We start from the raw sequence: 14,720 nt of genomic DNA on the forward strand, positions 1-14,720 counted from the left end.
TTCGCCGTCAGTCGACCGGGTGCAGATGCGGGTGGTCGGGTGGGATGAGGCCGCCGTGGTCGAGGTAGGCCGTGAGCACTTCGATCACCACGTCGCGCGGCACGACCTGCCGCGCCGGGATCTCCTGGGTGTGGGCGACGTAGTCGAATGGGACGGTCCCGACGGCCTCGGGATCACCCACCGTCGACCGTGGCGGGTCGGCCATCTCCTGCACGAACCCGTGGTCGGTCCCGATGCCCACGTACAACATCGGGAAACCGTAGGGGTCCTCGAAGATGGTGATCTCGGCGACCGACGGGACTGGACCGCCGGTCAGCGCGGTCAGCCGCTCGACCAAGGCGGCCAGCTCATCATGTGTGGCGACCGACAGCGGCGTCTCGCCGGTCTCGTGGTCGAAGATCGCGCTCAGCGTTGCCGCGGCGCTCGCTGCCCTCCGAGAATCGTCTTCATGTAGCCGTTCGTACCGTAGACCGTCAGCGTCGAGCCCTTCGAGAGGATCAGCCCGACCAGGGTTTCACAGCCGTACCGGCCGGCGCACGACCGATTGTTGATCACGACCGTGGCGTGCCGGATGCCGTTCTCGCGCATGTGCATGGCCAGCGCACGCCTGTTCGCGAACACGACAACGTCCCGCCCACCGACTTCGCACGTAGGCGCTCTCCGGTCGGCCTTTGCGAGTACCGGTGCCAACTCTCGCGGCATGGTTGCTCCACCACCGGGACTCTGTGTCCTTGGGGTTGATGGCTTCTCTGGCCATCTTCGCCGCCAGGCGCTTCGGGTTGGGGCCTTCGAGGGATCGCGAGCGATTGCAAGGGACGTGTCCCAGTCAAACTGCAACATCCGCGACACCACCGACGCCAGGCAAACAGGCGCACCTCGTCGATCAAGAACCCGACGTTCCGCGACCTGGCCACCGGGTCGATCGAGCTGCCCGGCGGCGTGACCATCACCTACGGCGTGGTGATCGCGCTGGTGGTGGTGATCGCGGCGATGTACGTGCTGCACCTGACCCGGTTCGGGCGCACGGTGTACGCGGTGGGCGGCAGCGAGTCGTCCGCGCGGCTGATGGGCCTGTCCACCACGCGGGTGAAGATCGGCGTGTACGTGATCAGCGGGTTCTGCTCGGCGCTGGGCGGGCTGCTGTTCAGCCTGTACATGCTGTCCGGGTACAGCCTGCACGCGGTGGCCGGGGTGCGGCTCATCGCGCGTGCCCCCGGTGCTTCACGTGATCGTTGATCCGTCGCGTGATGTCGACCGCGTGCTGTCCCTTCCGAACCCACAGCACGACGGGTTCGGGCGCCCCGGCGAAGTGCAGCACCGCGGTCCGCTCGGGCAGCTCGGACCGCAAGCCGTCCGGGTCGTGGTCGACCAGTTCGCATCCCTCGAGCAGCGACAGGTCGAACACGACCGCCGGAACGACCGAGAACCAGCGCCACCGCCACGGTTCCAGCGACTTCGAGCGCAGGGACGTCGAGGTGAGGACCAGGTACAGGCGTCCGCGCACGAGCTTGCGCGGTTCGACAGCGCCTTCGCCGACCCTGGCGGCCACAGGTCACGACGCGCTCACCCGCGGTCGCGGGTCCTGGCGTTGGCGGCGGCGATCCCGTCCACCACGGCGACGGCGAAGACGAACACGACTGCCGCCACGAGCACCACGACCGACACGTCCGTGCCCCATCCGAGCAGCATCGTGGTGATGAACAGGGCAGCGGCGCCGACGGCGAACACCTTGGCGCACAAGCGCAGTTGCGACCTCCACCGTTGCTCCACAGCGCCCCTCCCGTGTATCTCTCGCACGAGAGCCCAGGGTCGCAAAGCCCTGTGGTCTGCGGCGGCGCTTGGCAGGTTCGCGCCATCACTCCCAGCCGGCCAGCAGTTCGGCCGCTTCCCGGGTGCGCGGGTGGTTCGCGCCCTGCACCCGGGCCATCTCGGCCAGCACCGCGCGCAGTTCGTCGACCGCTTCGGCGCGCTGCCCGGCGCGGTGCAGGAGTTCGGCGCGTTGCTGCCTGATCCGCAGCACGCGCGGGTGGTCGGGGCCGAACACGGCCTCGACCTCCGTACGCAGGGCGGCGAGGCGGCCCACCGCTTCCGGGTCGCCCGCCACCCCGTGCCAGAAAGCCAGGTTCGACCGGTAGGTCAGGGTCGTCGGGTGGTCCGCGCCGAGTGCCCGTTCGGCGTCGGCGCCCGCCGTCTCGAACTCGGCGATCGCTTTCTCCAGGTCGCCCGCGACGGCACGCCAGTAGGCCAGGTTGTGCCGCGCGATGAACGTGTCGTGGTGCCCGATCCCAGCCACCTCCACCAGCCCGTCGAGCGCCTCCTGGTAAGTGCCCACCGCGCCGCGCGCGTCACCGGTCTCGCCGATCCAGCGGCCCAGACCGAGCATGGCCCGCAACGTCCGCGCGTGCCTCGGTCCCAGTTCCTCGCGCAGCACGGCCACCAGCGCGGTGGCCGCGTCACGCGCGCCGGTGAGGTCGCCGGACAGCCCCAGGCACAGCGCCCGGTCGTCCTCGGCGGCCACCAGCAGCGGGTGCGCGGCGGGCAGGTCGCAGGCGGCGACCAGGGACGTCAGCTCGGCGAGCGCGATCTCGATCAGTCCCGATTCCATCCGGAACGTGGCCTGGTAGAGGCGGACCCACAGGGTGTCGATGTCGGTCGGGCCGAGGTCGCGTTCGGCGGCGGCCCGGATGTCGGTGAGCCGCGCCAGCGCGGTGGCCGTGTCGCCGAGGTCGCCGATGGCCCTGGCCACCTGGGTGCGCAGGTCGAGCACGTCCCTCGGCTCGACGGCGCGGGCCAGCAGCTCCGACGCGACGTCGCGGGACGCCGCGGTCCCGCCGATGGCCGCCAGGTGCCGGGGCAGCCGGTGCAGCACGGGGTGCATCGCGCCGTCCCACAGGTGCTCCCCCGCGACCGACCGCAGCACCTCGACGTTGCGGTACAGCGCCGCCGCGGTGTCCGGGTCGGCCGTCGCCCACTCGCGTTCGATCGCGTCGGCCGCCGCCACCGCGACCGCGGCGAGGTCGGGCACGAGGTCGCGTGCGGCGCGCTGGACGAGTGCGTGCGCCTCGACCCGGCCGTGGTGGGTGACGAGGTTGAGCCGGTGCAACGCGCGCAGCGCCAGCAGGTTGCGACCGCCGTCGAGCAGCACGGCCTCCGGGATGCCGTCCGGCGCGAGCACCGAGACCAGGCCCAGCACGTCGACCGCGTTGGCGGCCAACGACTCCGCCCGTTCCGCGGCCAGCCGCACGGAGCCCGCGACCGTGTCGCCGTGCTCGTCGCCGGGTGAGGACGGCGGGAACAGGTCGGCCACCCGTTGCCGCCGGTCGGCCAGCAGGTCCAGGTAGGCGGGCACGTCCGTGCCGGTGTCGATGAGGAACGCGGCGGCCTGGGACAGCGCCAGCGGGAAGCACCCGAGCGCGTCGGCGAGCACGGCCAGCCGGTCCGGGTCGTGCCGGGGGTCGACCGACAGCCGGGCGGACAGGTAGGCCGCCGCCTCGTCCGGGTCGAACGTGCCCACCGGGATCACCCGCGCGTCGGGCCGCAGCAGCGCCGCGTCCCGCCGTTGCGTGGTGATCAGGGTGCGTCCGGTGTCGCCGGCGGGCCACAGCCCGGCCAACTCCGCCGGGTCGTCCACGTCGTCCAGCACGACCAGCCACGACGTGGTGGTGGACCGCAGCCAGGCCAGGAACAGGTCGGCCTGGGCCTCGTCGTCGGCGCCCGCGTCGGCCTTCACCAGCGCACGCCACGCGCGGGCGTACCCGGTGAGCACGGACTGCCTGGTCCGCGCGCCCACCCACACCAGCACGTCGGCACGCGCCCGGTGGAACGCGGCGGTCGCCAACTGCGATTTGCCCACGCCGCCGGGTCCGGTGAGCAGCACCTGGCGGACGTCGTCGGCCTGTAACGCGGCGTCGATCTCGTCGGCCAGCTCGGCACGATCGCGCAACGCCGCCGCGTCCGTGGGCGGCCGTCCGACGACCACGCGTCCGGTTTTCGGGGTCGCACGGCGGTCTTGGTGCGCGGCCCGCCACAGGTCGCGCAGCGGGTTCAGCTTCGGCACGCCGCCGGTCGCGAGGGCGACCGCCAGCACGGCGTCGAAATCGCGCGGCACGGACTGCCCGCCGACCCACTCCCCCAGCCGCCGGGCGTTCACCGCGATCTTCCGCCCGGACGGCAGGACGACCGCGCTCGCGCGCCGCGCCACCGCCTCGTCCGACACGTCGGGCAGCCGTTCCCGCAACCGCGCCAGCGCCTGCGCGAACGCCGTTTTCGGGTCGCTCACCCGCCACCTCCCCAAGGTGATCGAGTCTAGATCGCCGCAGCGGCCCGGAACGGGGAACCGGGGACCGTTGGCTTCCCGGCGCCACCTCTGCGACTGCCGACGCGGTTGCGACTGCCGACACGGTCTGCGAATCGACAACTCGCGCGGCGGGCAGCCGTGGTCCGTACATTTGAACCGGAGCTGGACAGGGCCGGACAGAGGAGGTGCGGATGGTCGCGCGTGCGCTCGACCGGGGCGGTGCCACACCGCTGTGGCGGCAGCTCCAGGACGACCTCGTCGCCCGGCTGCGGTCCGGGGAGTTCGCGGCCGGGTTTCCCGGTGAGCTGGCGTTGGTCGAGGACTACCGGGTCAGCAGGCACACCGTGCGCCAGGCGTTGCACCAGCTCCGGGCGGACGGTCTGGTGGTCGCCGAGCGCGGACGTCAGCCCAGGGTGAGCCCGGCGGCCGACGTGGAGCAGCCGTTGGACACGCTGTGCAGCCTGTTCGGCTCGGTCGAGGCCGCCGGGCTGGAGCAGCGCAGCGTGGTGCGGGTGCTGGACGTCCGGGCGGACGGTGTGATCGCCGACCGGCTCGACCTGGAGGGTTCCACGCCGTTGGTGCACTTGGAGCGGCTGCGGTCGGCGGGCGGTGAGCCGTTGGCGATCGACCGGGTGTGGCTGCCCGCCGACCTCGCCGCGCCGCTGTTGGACGCCGACTTCACCCGCAGCAGCCTCTGCGCGGTGCTGGTGGAGCGGACCGGTGTCCGGCTCGACCACAGCCGCGAGACGATCAAGGCCGTCGTGCCGACCGCCGCCGAACGCGCGCTGCTGCGCTGCGGCCCGGACGTGGCCTGCCTGTCGATCCACCGGCTCGGCCGCGCGGAAGGGCGGCCGGTGGAGTGGCGGCACACAATGGTGCGCGGCGACCGGTACGCGGTGACCACCGAGTCGAAGGCGACCGGTCGACGGCACTGACTCAAATGTCCGAACATTAGCTGCGTCACCCTCGGAACACGGTGTCCTCCGACCGTTGTCCGGCTTAATGTGCGGACAAATGGTGGAGGCGCGCATGAACGTCGAGACGATCAGCACCGAGGCCCTGGGCGATCGCGGCTACGTCGTGCACGACGGCGAGTCGGCCCTCGTGGTCGACCCCCAGCGGGACTTCGACCGGGTCGAGGACCTGGCCGCGCGGCTGGGCGTCCGCATCACGCACGTCGCCGAGACCCACGTGCACAACGACTACGTCAGCGGCGGTCTGGCGCTGGCCCGCCGCCACCGGGCCACCTACCTGGTGGCCGCCGCCGAGGACGTGTCCTTCGAACGCCACCCGGTGCGCCCCGGCGACGAGTTCGCGGTCGGCACGATGACCGTCACCGCCGTCGCCACTCCCGGCCACACCGAGCACCACCTGGCCTACGTGGTCGAGCACGAGGGGCGGCGGGCCGTGTTCTCCGGCGGCAACCTGCTGTTCGGCTCGGTCGGGCGCACCGACCTCGTCGCGCCCGACAAGACCACGCACCTGACCCACGCCCAGTACCGCTCGGCCCGCGCGCTGGCCGACCAGGCCGGTGACGACGCCACCCTGTACCCGACGCACGGGTTCGGCAGCTTCTGCTCGTCCGGGCCGGCGGTCGTCGCCGACTCGTCCACGATCGCCGAACAGCGCCGGACCAACCACGCGCTCACCGACCACGACGAGCAGCACTTCGTCCGCACCCTGATCGAGAACCTCACCGCGTACCCGTCGTACTACTCGCACATGGCGCCGCTGAACCTGCGCGGACCAGGCGCACCCGACCTGTCGGTGCCCGAACCGCTCCGCGCCGACGAACTCAAGGCGCGGATCGCGGACGGCCAGTGGGTGGTCGACCTGCGCGACCGCGTGGCGTTCGCCGCCGGCCACCTCTCCGGCACCGTGGGCATCGAGTACGGCCAGAGCTTCACCACCTATCTGGGCTGGACGCTCCCGTGGGGCGAGCCGATCACCCTGGTCGGGTCCGAGGACGACGTACGAGCGGCGATCCGCGACCTGTCCCGCATCGGCATCGACCAACCCGACGCCGCGATCGGCAACCCGGCGGGCGGCATCGCACCAGGTCACCCGGTGGTCGGCTACCCACGCGCGACCTGGCCCGAACTAGCCGCACAAGCACAACTCCCGACCGTGCTGGACGTCCGCCGCACCGACGAGCACAGGGCCGGTCACGTCGCCGGCGCCCTCCACATCCCGCTGCACGACCTGGTCCGACGACTGGACGAGGTGCCGACCGGCGAGGTGTGGGTGCACTGCGCCTCCGGCTACCGGGCCGGCATCGCGGCGAGCCTCCTGCACCGGGCCGGGCACGACGTGGTGCACGTGGACGGCGACTGGGCCGAGGCCGCAGACGCGGGCGTGCCGATCGCGACACCGTGACCGCGCTGCCCTCGCGCTGGTCGCCAGCCTGACGGCGCTGCTCCTCGCGCTGGTAGCCACTGTGACGACGCTGCTCCTCGCGCTGGCCGCCAACGTGACACGGCGCTGCTTCTCGCGCTGGTGGCCACTGTGACGGTGCTGCTCCTCGCGCTGGTGGCCGGAGCCGTCGTCGGGCTGTCGCTGGGTGCGCTCGGTGCGGTGGGGTCGTGTGGGTGGGTTCGGTGGAGTCGGGTGGGTGGGTTCGGGGTCGTGTGGGTGGGGTCGGGTGGGCCTTGCGTGCCGCCCGGGGAGTGCCGCCTCCTTTCTTTCCCGGCAACGTCAATGGTGCGCTGAAAGTTGCCCATTGACGATTTGTTCGCTCGTCTGGGTGATCTTGGCGGTTAGCGGGAGATACCTCGTCGCCCAGCCGATCTACCGGGTTGACCTGCTCGTCGTCACGGTCAACGCGGGCGACGCGCGCCTCGGCGGCCTGGCCCTGGTGGACAGGTGGACTGGGCGCTGGTCGGGCCACCGGCGTGCGGGGGGCGGCCCCTGGCGGGAGAGTAGCCAGGGGCCGCCGATTTCCGGCAGGGCGCTAGATCTTGCCCGTGCCCGCACCGCTCTGCACGATCGACTTCACGCTGCTCGCGCTGTCGAGGGTGTAGGAGTACGGGATCGCCTTGACGCTGCCACCCTGGTCACCCGAACCCGAGTTCACCATGTGGTTGTTGCGCGCCACCAGGTTCGCGGCGGGCGAGGAGCCCTCGCCGCGGTGGAACGGGTCCTCGGTGTTCTCGAAGAAGTTGCCCTCCACGAGCACGCCCGCCTCCAGGGTGGAAGCGACACCGTACGACGTCACGCCGCCGTAGTAGTTGTTGTAGACGTGCACGGGGTTGCCGAAGCGCACGCGCGGGTGGCGCTGGTTGGTGCCGTCGAACCAGTTGTGGTGGTAGCTGACGCGGAGCTTGCCGCGGTCTTCGCCAGCGTTGTCGTCGCTGTGACCCAACAGCATGGACTTGTCGTGGGCGCTGATCTTGTTCCACGACACGGTCACGCAGTCCGACGCGCGCTTGATGTCGATCGCGCCGTCGTAGCCGTTGCGCAGGCTGTTGTGGTCGATCCAGACCCTGGTCGAGTACTGGACGTTGATCGCGTCGTCCTTCCAGTCCCTGAAGTTCAGGTTCCGGATGATGACGTTCGACGCGTTGGCGACGTTGAGGCCGTGGCCTGCGATGGTGGCGCCGGAACCGACACCGATGATCGTCTTGTTGGACGCCACCTTGGTCATGCTGGACAGCGTGATGGTGCCGGAGACCCGGATCACCGACGCGCTCGATGAGCCGACGGCCGAGACGAACGCGGACGTGGTGCTGACGTTGACCGGCGTGGCGCTGCCGCCACCGGTCGTGCCGCCGCACTGCGTCCCCCAACCTTCGAGGTTGAACGACGCGGCGTTGGCCGAGGGCGCCATGGCCGCGGTCGCGACCAGTGCCGTGGCCGCGAGCAGCGCACGGGAAATCTTGCGAGACATGCGGTTTCCTCCATACAACAGTGGATGACAGGAAACGGCGGCGGTAGAACGTGGCGGCGGCCTGAGGTCTACACCGGACTCACCACCTCTCCACGGTGTGCTTGCGGATGTGCTCGACGTCGAACTCGTCCCCGAGACCGGGAGAGGAGGTCATGGCGACGTGGCCGTCCGCGTCGAGCGGGTCGGCGATCGCGAGCCGGTGGGGCGGCACGCGGTCGAAGTCGTGCAGCGGGTGCAGCAGGCCGCGCTCGTACCAGCGGCCGTTGTCGGTGCCGCCGAGGACGGCGAGGCTGGCCGATCCGTCGCCGTGGATCTCGCAGTCCATGTTGAACGCCTCGGCCAGGTGCAGGGCCTTGATCGTCGGCGAGATGCCGCCGACGTCGGTGGGGCCGGCGCGCAGGATGTCGCACGCGCCGGAGGTGATCCACTCGGCGCGGCTCATGTGCTTGCCCCAGGCCACTTCCGGGCCGATCACGGGGATGGACAGCTGCTCGGCCAGCCACCGGTAGGAGCTGATCGACGCCTCTTCCATCGGCTCCTCGAACCAGTAGAAGTCCAGCGCCTCCAGCGCACGGCCGAGTTCCAGCGCCTCCGTGCGGGAGTACCAGTGGTTGGCGTCGAGCATCAGCGCCACGCCGGGGCCGACGGCGTCGCGGACGGCCTCGCAGGCCGCGATGTCGGCTCGCACGCTGGGCGCGCCGGGCACCGGCGGCATCCAGGTGTGCAGCTTGATCGCCCGGTAGCCCTGTTCCACCAACTGCTTCGCGAACGACGCGTAGTCGCCCGGTGTGCTCAGCCCGCCGGGGGTCTCGTCGCCGCACATGGTGCTGGCGTAGGCGGGGATGCGGGACCGGGCGCCGCCGAGCAGCTTCCACACGGGCTGCCCGACCTTCTTGCCCACCAGGTCCCACAGCGCGGTGTCGACGTAGCCGAGCGCCCGGTCGGTGAACCGGCCGTGCGATCCGCGCTGCTTGCGCGCCATCGACCGCCACAGCCGTTCCCGGTCCCACGGGTCCGCGCCGAGCAGCACCGGTCGCACGATCGTGTCCAGCACGGCGGGCCGCAGCTGGTCCGGGTGCACCTGGACGCGTCCGACGACGCCGTCGGAATCGGTGATCTCCAGCAGCGCCTCGCGAACCTCGTGCTCGGCGCTGGGGTGTCGGTGCCCGGCCGGGTCCACCGCGGTCCACGCGGTGGTGGTGAACACCGACACCTCGACGCGTTCGATCACTTGCGGTCCTCCCACTCCTTTTGCGCCTCGGTGAGCTTCTTCGCCATCTCGTCGAGGAACTGCTGGGCGGTCAGCTCACCGAGGAGCACCTTCTGGTACTGGGGCTCGCTGTCGGTCTTGGTGATGGACGAGTACTGCGGCAGGTAGACCGGGGCGGGCACGATGACGGTGGACGGGTCCTCCAGCACGCCGAGGGCCATCTTCACCGGCTTGTTGCCGTCGATCCACGCGGCCGAGCGCACGTCGGTGTTGGCCGGGATCTGGCCGACCTTCTCGTTCCAGTAGCTGTTGGACTCGGAGGAGGCCAGGAATTCCGCGAACTTCCACGCGGCGTCGGGGTTCTCGCTGTTCTTGAACACCGCGAAGCCGTCGGTCGGGTTGGGCACGACGGTCCGCTTGCCGCCCGGGCCGACGGGCAGCGGGATGGCGGCGACCTTGTCGCCGAGCGCCTTGTTGACGTCGCCGGAGGAGCCGAGGTTGTGGTGCATCATCGTGACGGAGCCGCCGGTGAACTGGGCGACCATCTGGGTGTAGCTGTTGTTGATGTCGGCCTCTGGGGTGGCCTTCTTGTAGAGGTCGGCGACCTTGTCGACGAGTTCGGCGTTGGCCTTGTCGTTGAGGGTGCTCTTGCCGTCCTTGAAGAAGTTGTCCACGCCGGAGTACGCGTAGGCCTCGGTGATCAGCTGGAACACCGAGCCCGCGCCACCGCGGATGGTGTAGCCGTACTTGTTCGCGGCCGCGTCGGTGAGCTTCGTGGCGGCGGTGGTGAACTCGTCCCACGTCTTCGGCGGCTCCAGACCGGCCTGCTGGAACAGGTCGGTGCGGTACCAGATGATGTCCATGTTGCCGGAGGTGGGGACGGAGTAGAGCTTGCCGTCCGGTGCGGTCTGCCGGACCGTCTCCACCAGCGAGGGCAGCAGCTTGTCCTTCAGCGGACCGCTGTTGATGCGGTCGTCGAGGGGGATCAGCGCTTCCTGGCCGACCAGGTTCGAGAGGTACGAGGTGGTCACGCCGCCGACGTCGGGCGTCTCGCCGCCGGCGATGGCGGTGTCGTACTTCTGCTGCACCGACGCGCTGGGGATGCCGACGTACTCGACCTTGATGTTCGGGTTGGCGGCCTCGAACCGCTTGATCAGCTCCTCGTAGATCGGCGTGCGGCCGGGGCCGCCGTTGTTGTCCCAGAACGTGATGGTGACGTTCCCGTCACCACTGCCCGTTCCTCCGGACCCGCAGGCGGTCAGCGCCAGCGCGGCGGCGGCAACGGCGACCAGCAGTTTTCTCATGATGCTCCCTATCCCTTGACAGCCCCGGCGCTGAGCCCCTGCACCAGGAACCGCTGCACGACGGCGAAAACCAGGACGACCGGCACGGCTGCGACCACGCCACCCGCGGCGAGCGCGCCGAAGTCGGTGTTGAACTCACCCAGCGCGTAGCTGAGGCCGACCGGCAGGGTGAACTTGTCCTGCCGCGTCGCGAACATCAGCGCGAACAGGAAGTTGTTCCAGGCGCCGATGAACGCGAACGACCCGACCGCCACCAGCGCGGGCTTGAGCTGCGGCAGGACGACCGCGAAGAACGCGCGCAGGCGCGAGCAGCCGTCCACCATGGCGGCTTCTTCGAGCTCCACGGAGATGTTGCGGATGAACCCGCTCATCAGGATCAGCGACAGCGGGAGCTGGAACGCCACCTCCGCGACGATCAGGCCGGTGAGGGTGTTGAGCAGCCCCATGCCCTTGAAGATCACGAACAGCGGGATCAGCATCATCGCGCCGGGGATGAACTGGCTGCACAGCATGGCCAGCAGGAACAGCCGCTGGCCGCGGAACTTGAACCGCGCGAGCGCGTACCCGCCCATCACCGACAGCACGGTCACGAACACGAGCACGCCGAGGCCCATGACCACGCTGTTGTAGAAGAAGATCCCGAAGCCGATGTCGTTCCACACCGTGTCGAAGTGCTCGAACGTGACGGGCCAGGGCACGAGCTGCGTGGAGCCGGTCGGCCGCACCGCGAACACCAGCATCCAGTAGAACGGGATGAGGGTGAACAGCAGGTACAGCACCAGCGGCACGTGGATGAGCCACCGCTTGCCGGGTTCCTCGGCCACGGCCCGGCGGCGCCGTTTGGTCGGCTGCCGGGGCGGGGGCGGGGTGTCCACCGGGGGTCGGATCAACGTCTCGGTCATGCACGGCTCCCGAACTTCGACACCCGCAGGTACAGGATCGAGAAGAACAGCAGGATGAGGAACCCGGCGACGGTGAGCGCCGAGCCGTACCCGAAGTTGTGCGAGTCGACGGCCTGCCTGGCGACGTACAGCGGCAGCGTGGTGGTCTGGTTCGCGGGGCCGCCGCCGGTCAGGGTGTAGATGAGGTCGACGTTGTTGAACTCCCACACGGCGCGGAGCAGCGTCGACAGGATGATCGCGTCCTTGAGGTGCGGCAGGGTGACGCTGGTGAAGCGCCGCCACCGGCTGGCGCCGTCCACGGACGCCGCCTCGTAGAGGTCCTTGGGGATGCTCTGGAGGTCGGCGAGCAGCAGGATCGCGAAGAACGGGACGCCGCGCCACAGTTCGGTGACGACGAGTGCGTCGAACACCGTGTCGGGGTTGCCGAGCACCGAGGTGCCGGGCGAGCCGATGCCCCATTCGGAGAGCACCTGGAAGATGCCGGTGGACGGGTTGAGCAGCAGGATCCAGATGCCCGTGGTGAGCACGCCGGACACCGCCCACGGCGAGAACACCATCGCGCGGGCGATGCCGCGGCCGATGAACGTCTCGTTCACGATCAGCGCCAGGATCAGGCCGAGCAGCAGTTGCAGCGCGACTTCGACGAAGACCCACTTGGCGCTGAACGCCAGGCTCTGCCAGAACAGCGGGTCGTCGAACAGCATCTGCTTGAAGTTGTCCAGCCCCGCGAAGCCGTTCTTCCACGGCTGCGTGACGTTGTACCGCTGGAGGCTGTAGTAGACGACGCTCCCGATCGGGTAGACCAGGAAGACCGCCATCAGCACCAGCGTCGGTGCGATCAGGGCGTAGGGCGCCCAGGTCTTCGTCCTCATGCGGGGTTCCAGTCGCCGAGGTAGGCGCGCAGGGTGTGCTGCGCGGCTTGGTCGGCCGTGAGCAGGGGCCGGTCGACACCGGCGGTGGCGCCGGGACCGGAGTTCCGGAACTCGGCGAACCGGGCGTCGCGCCAGGAGAAGCCGGACATGTCGGTCCACGGCGCGGTCTTCACCGCGGCGGGCAGTTTCGTGTCGCGCACGACGACGGACGCGATGGCGTCCGGGTCGCCGCCGGGGTGCCAGGGCCGCCCCAGGTAGTAGGTGCCCGCGGGCGCGTCGCTCACGATGGTGGAGTTCATGATCAGGAACCCGTGGGGGTTGTCCCGGCGCGTGCTGGCGGCGGTGATGTAGCCGTTGGGGTCGCGGTCCCGGTTCAGGGCGGTGATCTTCACCTGGTCGAACACGGCGGTGGCGCGGCCGAAGATGAAGTCGACGTCGCCGACGATCTCGCCGCCCCGGTAGTACTGGCGGGCCTTCGTGTTCACGTTGCGCGTGTCGGCGTACAGGGTGTCCTGGTGGCCGAGGAAGCGGACGCGGTCGTAGTACTGCCGGTCGCCGGTCGCCTTCACCGCGACGGCCTGCGTGTTGGTGATCTCGGGGTGCGCGGCCCGGTCGAACGAGTTGCTGAACGTCAGGTCGCGGGCGGTGAACCCGTCCGCCTCGATCGTCGCCGTGGCCGATCCGGTGGTCCCGTACGTGGTCCCGTCGGGCTTCTTGGTGCCGTTGGCGTTGTCGTAGTCGATGACGACGTCCCGCGCGTTGCCGGTGGAGCCCTTCAACAGCAGGTCCGGCTTGGTCCGGGGCACCCGGACGACCTCGCGGTACACGCCCTTGCCGATGGTGATGGTGGTGCCCGGCGGCGCGGCGTCGATCGCGGCCTGCACCGTGTCGAAGTCGGTGCCCTTGGCCACGTGGTAGCGCTCGCGCTGCTGCGCGCCGGCCTTGAGGTTCTTGATCCGCGAGGCCGGTTCCAGACCGCGGTTCAGCGTGGGCGTCCAGCCGGCGTCGCCGGAGAGCTGCTTGGTCGGGTTGGCCGCGTTGAACGCGTCGAGCGCGTCGACCGGCTTCCCGTCCACGAGCGTGCCGACCTCGGTGATCGCGGTGCCGCTCCAGTTGTAGATGAGCTTGTCGACCGAACCTCCGTTGCCCAGCTTGACGTAGTTGTTCTCCACGTAGAGCGCGGACTGCACGCCGACGCCCCACGCGTAGACGAACGACGGCCCCGGCTCGATGAGGTTGTTGTAGACGTGCACCTGGCCGAACCTGACCCGCGGCAGGCGCTCCTCGACGTTGCTGAACACGTTGTGGTGTATCGAGACGCGCAGCTTGCCGGGGTCGACGGTGGAGGTGTTGGACCCGCCGATCAGCATCGTCTTGCCGTGGTCCTCGAACCGGTTGTACGACACGGTGACGAGGTCGGCGCCGGCGGTGATGTCCAAGGCGCCGTCGTGCATCTGGAACGGGCGGTCGAAGTACTTCGGGAGCTCGCTGTCCGGGTACGGCTGGTCGGTGAACGTGACGTGGTCGACCCAGACGTTGGTGCTCCCGCCCATCACCCACACCGAGTCGTAGAGGGAGTTCCAGTTGCCGACCACGTCTTCGGTCGGGTTCCACTGGGGGAAGCAGTCGCGGGTGTCGCGCATGGTGAGGTTGCGGATGATCACGTTGTGGGCGCCGTTGAGGCGCAGGTTCGCGCCGGTGATGCCCGCGCCCTTGCCGTCGCCGACGATCGTGGTGTCGCTGCCGATGTCGAACCGGATGGCCTCGGTCTGCTTGGCCGCGGATGCCGCGCGGGCGTCCTCCATCGGTCCCGACGGCCTCGTGTCACGCCCCCAAACGGCGGGGTCGTATGCCGCCAAATAGCCCGCGAGGGTATATCCGTCCGTCGCGTAAGTGGAGCAATCCTCGCGCACGTCGATGACACCGCGCACTTTGATGATGCGCGGCGCGGGTGCGGCCAGGGCAGCCCGCAATTCATCCTTGTTGCGCACGACGTGAATCGTCGTGGCGGCCGACCCGCCGGTCGTCCCAGTGCCGCTCGACGCCCAGCCGTCACCCGCCTGCAGAACCTGTCTTCCCAGGTCATCACCTGCGTGCGCGGGTGCCGCCGCGACCACGCCGAGGGCGCATGAAAGCACGAGCGCAGAACTCAGTATCCGCATGGCGAGGAGCCTTCCCCGGCGTGATCGTTCATATTTGTGAACACTATCCAGAAGTGCGAACAGAGTATTACGAAGATGTCCGCCGCA

At 69.9% G+C, this 14,720-nt stretch carries 14 protein-coding genes; 3 read left to right on the forward strand and 11 right to left on the reverse strand.

The genetic code is table 11. The features are described 5' to 3' along the window. Window positions 1–7 precede the first annotated feature (7 nt). Window positions 8–409: an Imm1 family immunity protein gene (locus FM051_RS14945; RefSeq protein ID WP_158844108.1), complete on the reverse strand. Its 402-nt coding sequence runs from the start codon at window positions 407–409 to the stop codon at window positions 8–10. Beyond that, on the reverse strand, window positions 406–621 hold the full coding sequence (locus FM051_RS51735; protein ID WP_238412399.1) for a DddA-like double-stranded DNA deaminase toxin: 216 nt from the start codon (window positions 619–621) through the stop codon (window positions 406–408). Before FM051_RS51735 ends, FM051_RS14945 begins: the two co-directional genes overlap by 4 nt. Window positions 622–927: 306 nt before the next feature. Between FM051_RS51735 and FM051_RS14955 the strand changes: the two genes are divergently transcribed. After that, window positions 928–1,236 carry an ABC transporter permease subunit gene (locus FM051_RS14955; protein WP_338019479.1) on the forward strand — a complete coding sequence of 103 codons (309 nt, stop codon included), beginning with the start codon at window positions 928–930 and terminating at the stop codon, window positions 1,234–1,236. Here FM051_RS14955 and FM051_RS14960 read toward each other — a convergent pair. From FM051_RS14960 to FM051_RS14970, 3 genes are all read right to left on the reverse strand, one after another. Further along, entirely contained in the window at window positions 1,199–1,549 is a 351-nt protein-coding gene (locus FM051_RS14960) for a hypothetical protein (protein ID WP_158843566.1), read from the reverse strand. The genes FM051_RS14955 and FM051_RS14960 overlap by 38 nt on opposite strands. A gap of 14 nt (window positions 1,550–1,563) precedes the next feature. Next, window positions 1,564–1,770: a hypothetical protein gene (locus FM051_RS14965; RefSeq protein WP_158843567.1), complete on the reverse strand. Its 207-nt coding sequence runs from the start codon at window positions 1,768–1,770 to the stop codon at window positions 1,564–1,566. A gap of 85 nt (window positions 1,771–1,855) precedes the next feature. Beyond that, window positions 1,856–4,279 carry a tetratricopeptide repeat protein gene (locus tag FM051_RS14970; RefSeq protein ID WP_158843568.1) on the reverse strand — a complete coding sequence of 808 codons (2,424 nt, stop codon included), beginning with the start codon at window positions 4,277–4,279 and terminating at the stop codon, window positions 1,856–1,858. A 209-nt stretch (window positions 4,280–4,488) separates the two neighbouring features. Between FM051_RS14970 and FM051_RS14975 the strand changes: the two genes are divergently transcribed. Both FM051_RS14975 and FM051_RS14980 read left to right on the forward strand, forming a co-directional pair. Next, window positions 4,489–5,232: a GntR family transcriptional regulator gene (locus tag FM051_RS14975; RefSeq protein ID WP_158843569.1), complete on the forward strand. Its 744-nt coding sequence runs from the start codon at window positions 4,489–4,491 to the stop codon at window positions 5,230–5,232. 94 nt (window positions 5,233–5,326) lie between these two features. After that, on the forward strand, window positions 5,327–6,673 hold the full coding sequence (locus tag FM051_RS14980) for an MBL fold metallo-hydrolase (RefSeq protein WP_158843570.1): 1,347 nt from the start codon (window positions 5,327–5,329) through the stop codon (window positions 6,671–6,673). Between the two features lie 574 nt (window positions 6,674–7,247). On the opposite strand, the gene FM051_RS14990 is transcribed toward FM051_RS14980, so the two are convergent. From FM051_RS14990 to FM051_RS51740, 6 genes are all read right to left on the reverse strand, one after another. Then, window positions 7,248–8,183, reverse strand: coding sequence for a pectate lyase family protein (locus tag FM051_RS14990; protein ID WP_158843571.1), 936 nt, complete (start codon window positions 8,181–8,183; stop codon window positions 7,248–7,250). 79 nt (window positions 8,184–8,262) lie between these two features. Then, entirely contained in the window at window positions 8,263–9,414 is a 1,152-nt protein-coding gene (locus FM051_RS14995) for an enolase C-terminal domain-like protein (protein ID WP_158843572.1), read from the reverse strand. Continuing rightward, window positions 9,411–10,697 (reverse strand): ABC transporter substrate-binding protein, encoded by a 1,287-nt coding sequence (locus FM051_RS15000; protein ID WP_158843573.1) that lies wholly within the window; start codon window positions 10,695–10,697, stop codon window positions 9,411–9,413. Before FM051_RS15000 ends, FM051_RS14995 begins: the two co-directional genes overlap by 4 nt. An 8-nt stretch (window positions 10,698–10,705) precedes the next feature. Then, window positions 10,706–11,599: a carbohydrate ABC transporter permease gene (locus FM051_RS15005; RefSeq protein ID WP_158843574.1), complete on the reverse strand. Its 894-nt coding sequence runs from the start codon at window positions 11,597–11,599 to the stop codon at window positions 10,706–10,708. After that, window positions 11,596–12,471, reverse strand: coding sequence for a carbohydrate ABC transporter permease (locus FM051_RS15010; protein WP_158843575.1), 876 nt, complete (start codon window positions 12,469–12,471; stop codon window positions 11,596–11,598). Before FM051_RS15010 ends, FM051_RS15005 begins: the two co-directional genes overlap by 4 nt. Next, entirely contained in the window at window positions 12,468–14,462 is a 1,995-nt protein-coding gene (locus tag FM051_RS51740; protein ID WP_238412401.1) for a pectinesterase family protein, read from the reverse strand. Before FM051_RS51740 ends, FM051_RS15010 begins: the two co-directional genes overlap by 4 nt. Window positions 14,463–14,720: the final 258 nt, after the last annotated feature.

The organism is Saccharothrix deserti (assembly GCF_009769385.1).
Taxonomy (GTDB): Bacteria; Actinomycetota; Actinomycetes; order Mycobacteriales; family Pseudonocardiaceae; genus Actinosynnema; species Actinosynnema deserti.

Excerpts from the sequence above, each read along its gene's own strand:
- FM051_RS15010 (WP_158843575.1), bottom strand. The coding sequence starts at position 12,471 with ATGAGGACGAAGACCTGGGCGCCCTACGCCCTGATCGCACCGACGCTG.
- FM051_RS14980 (WP_158843570.1), top strand. The coding sequence starts at position 5,327 with ATGAACGTCGAGACGATCAGCACCGAGGCCCTGGGCGATCGCGGCTAC.
- FM051_RS15005 (WP_158843574.1), bottom strand. The coding sequence starts at position 11,599 with ATGACCGAGACGTTGATCCGACCCCCGGTGGACACCCCGCCCCCGCCC.
- FM051_RS14975 (WP_158843569.1), top strand. The coding sequence starts at position 4,489 with ATGGTCGCGCGTGCGCTCGACCGGGGCGGTGCCACACCGCTGTGGCGG.
- FM051_RS14990 (WP_158843571.1), bottom strand. The coding sequence starts at position 8,183 with ATGTCTCGCAAGATTTCCCGTGCGCTGCTCGCGGCCACGGCACTGGTC.
- FM051_RS15000 (WP_158843573.1), bottom strand. The coding sequence starts at position 10,697 with ATGAGAAAACTGCTGGTCGCCGTTGCCGCCGCCGCGCTGGCGCTGACC.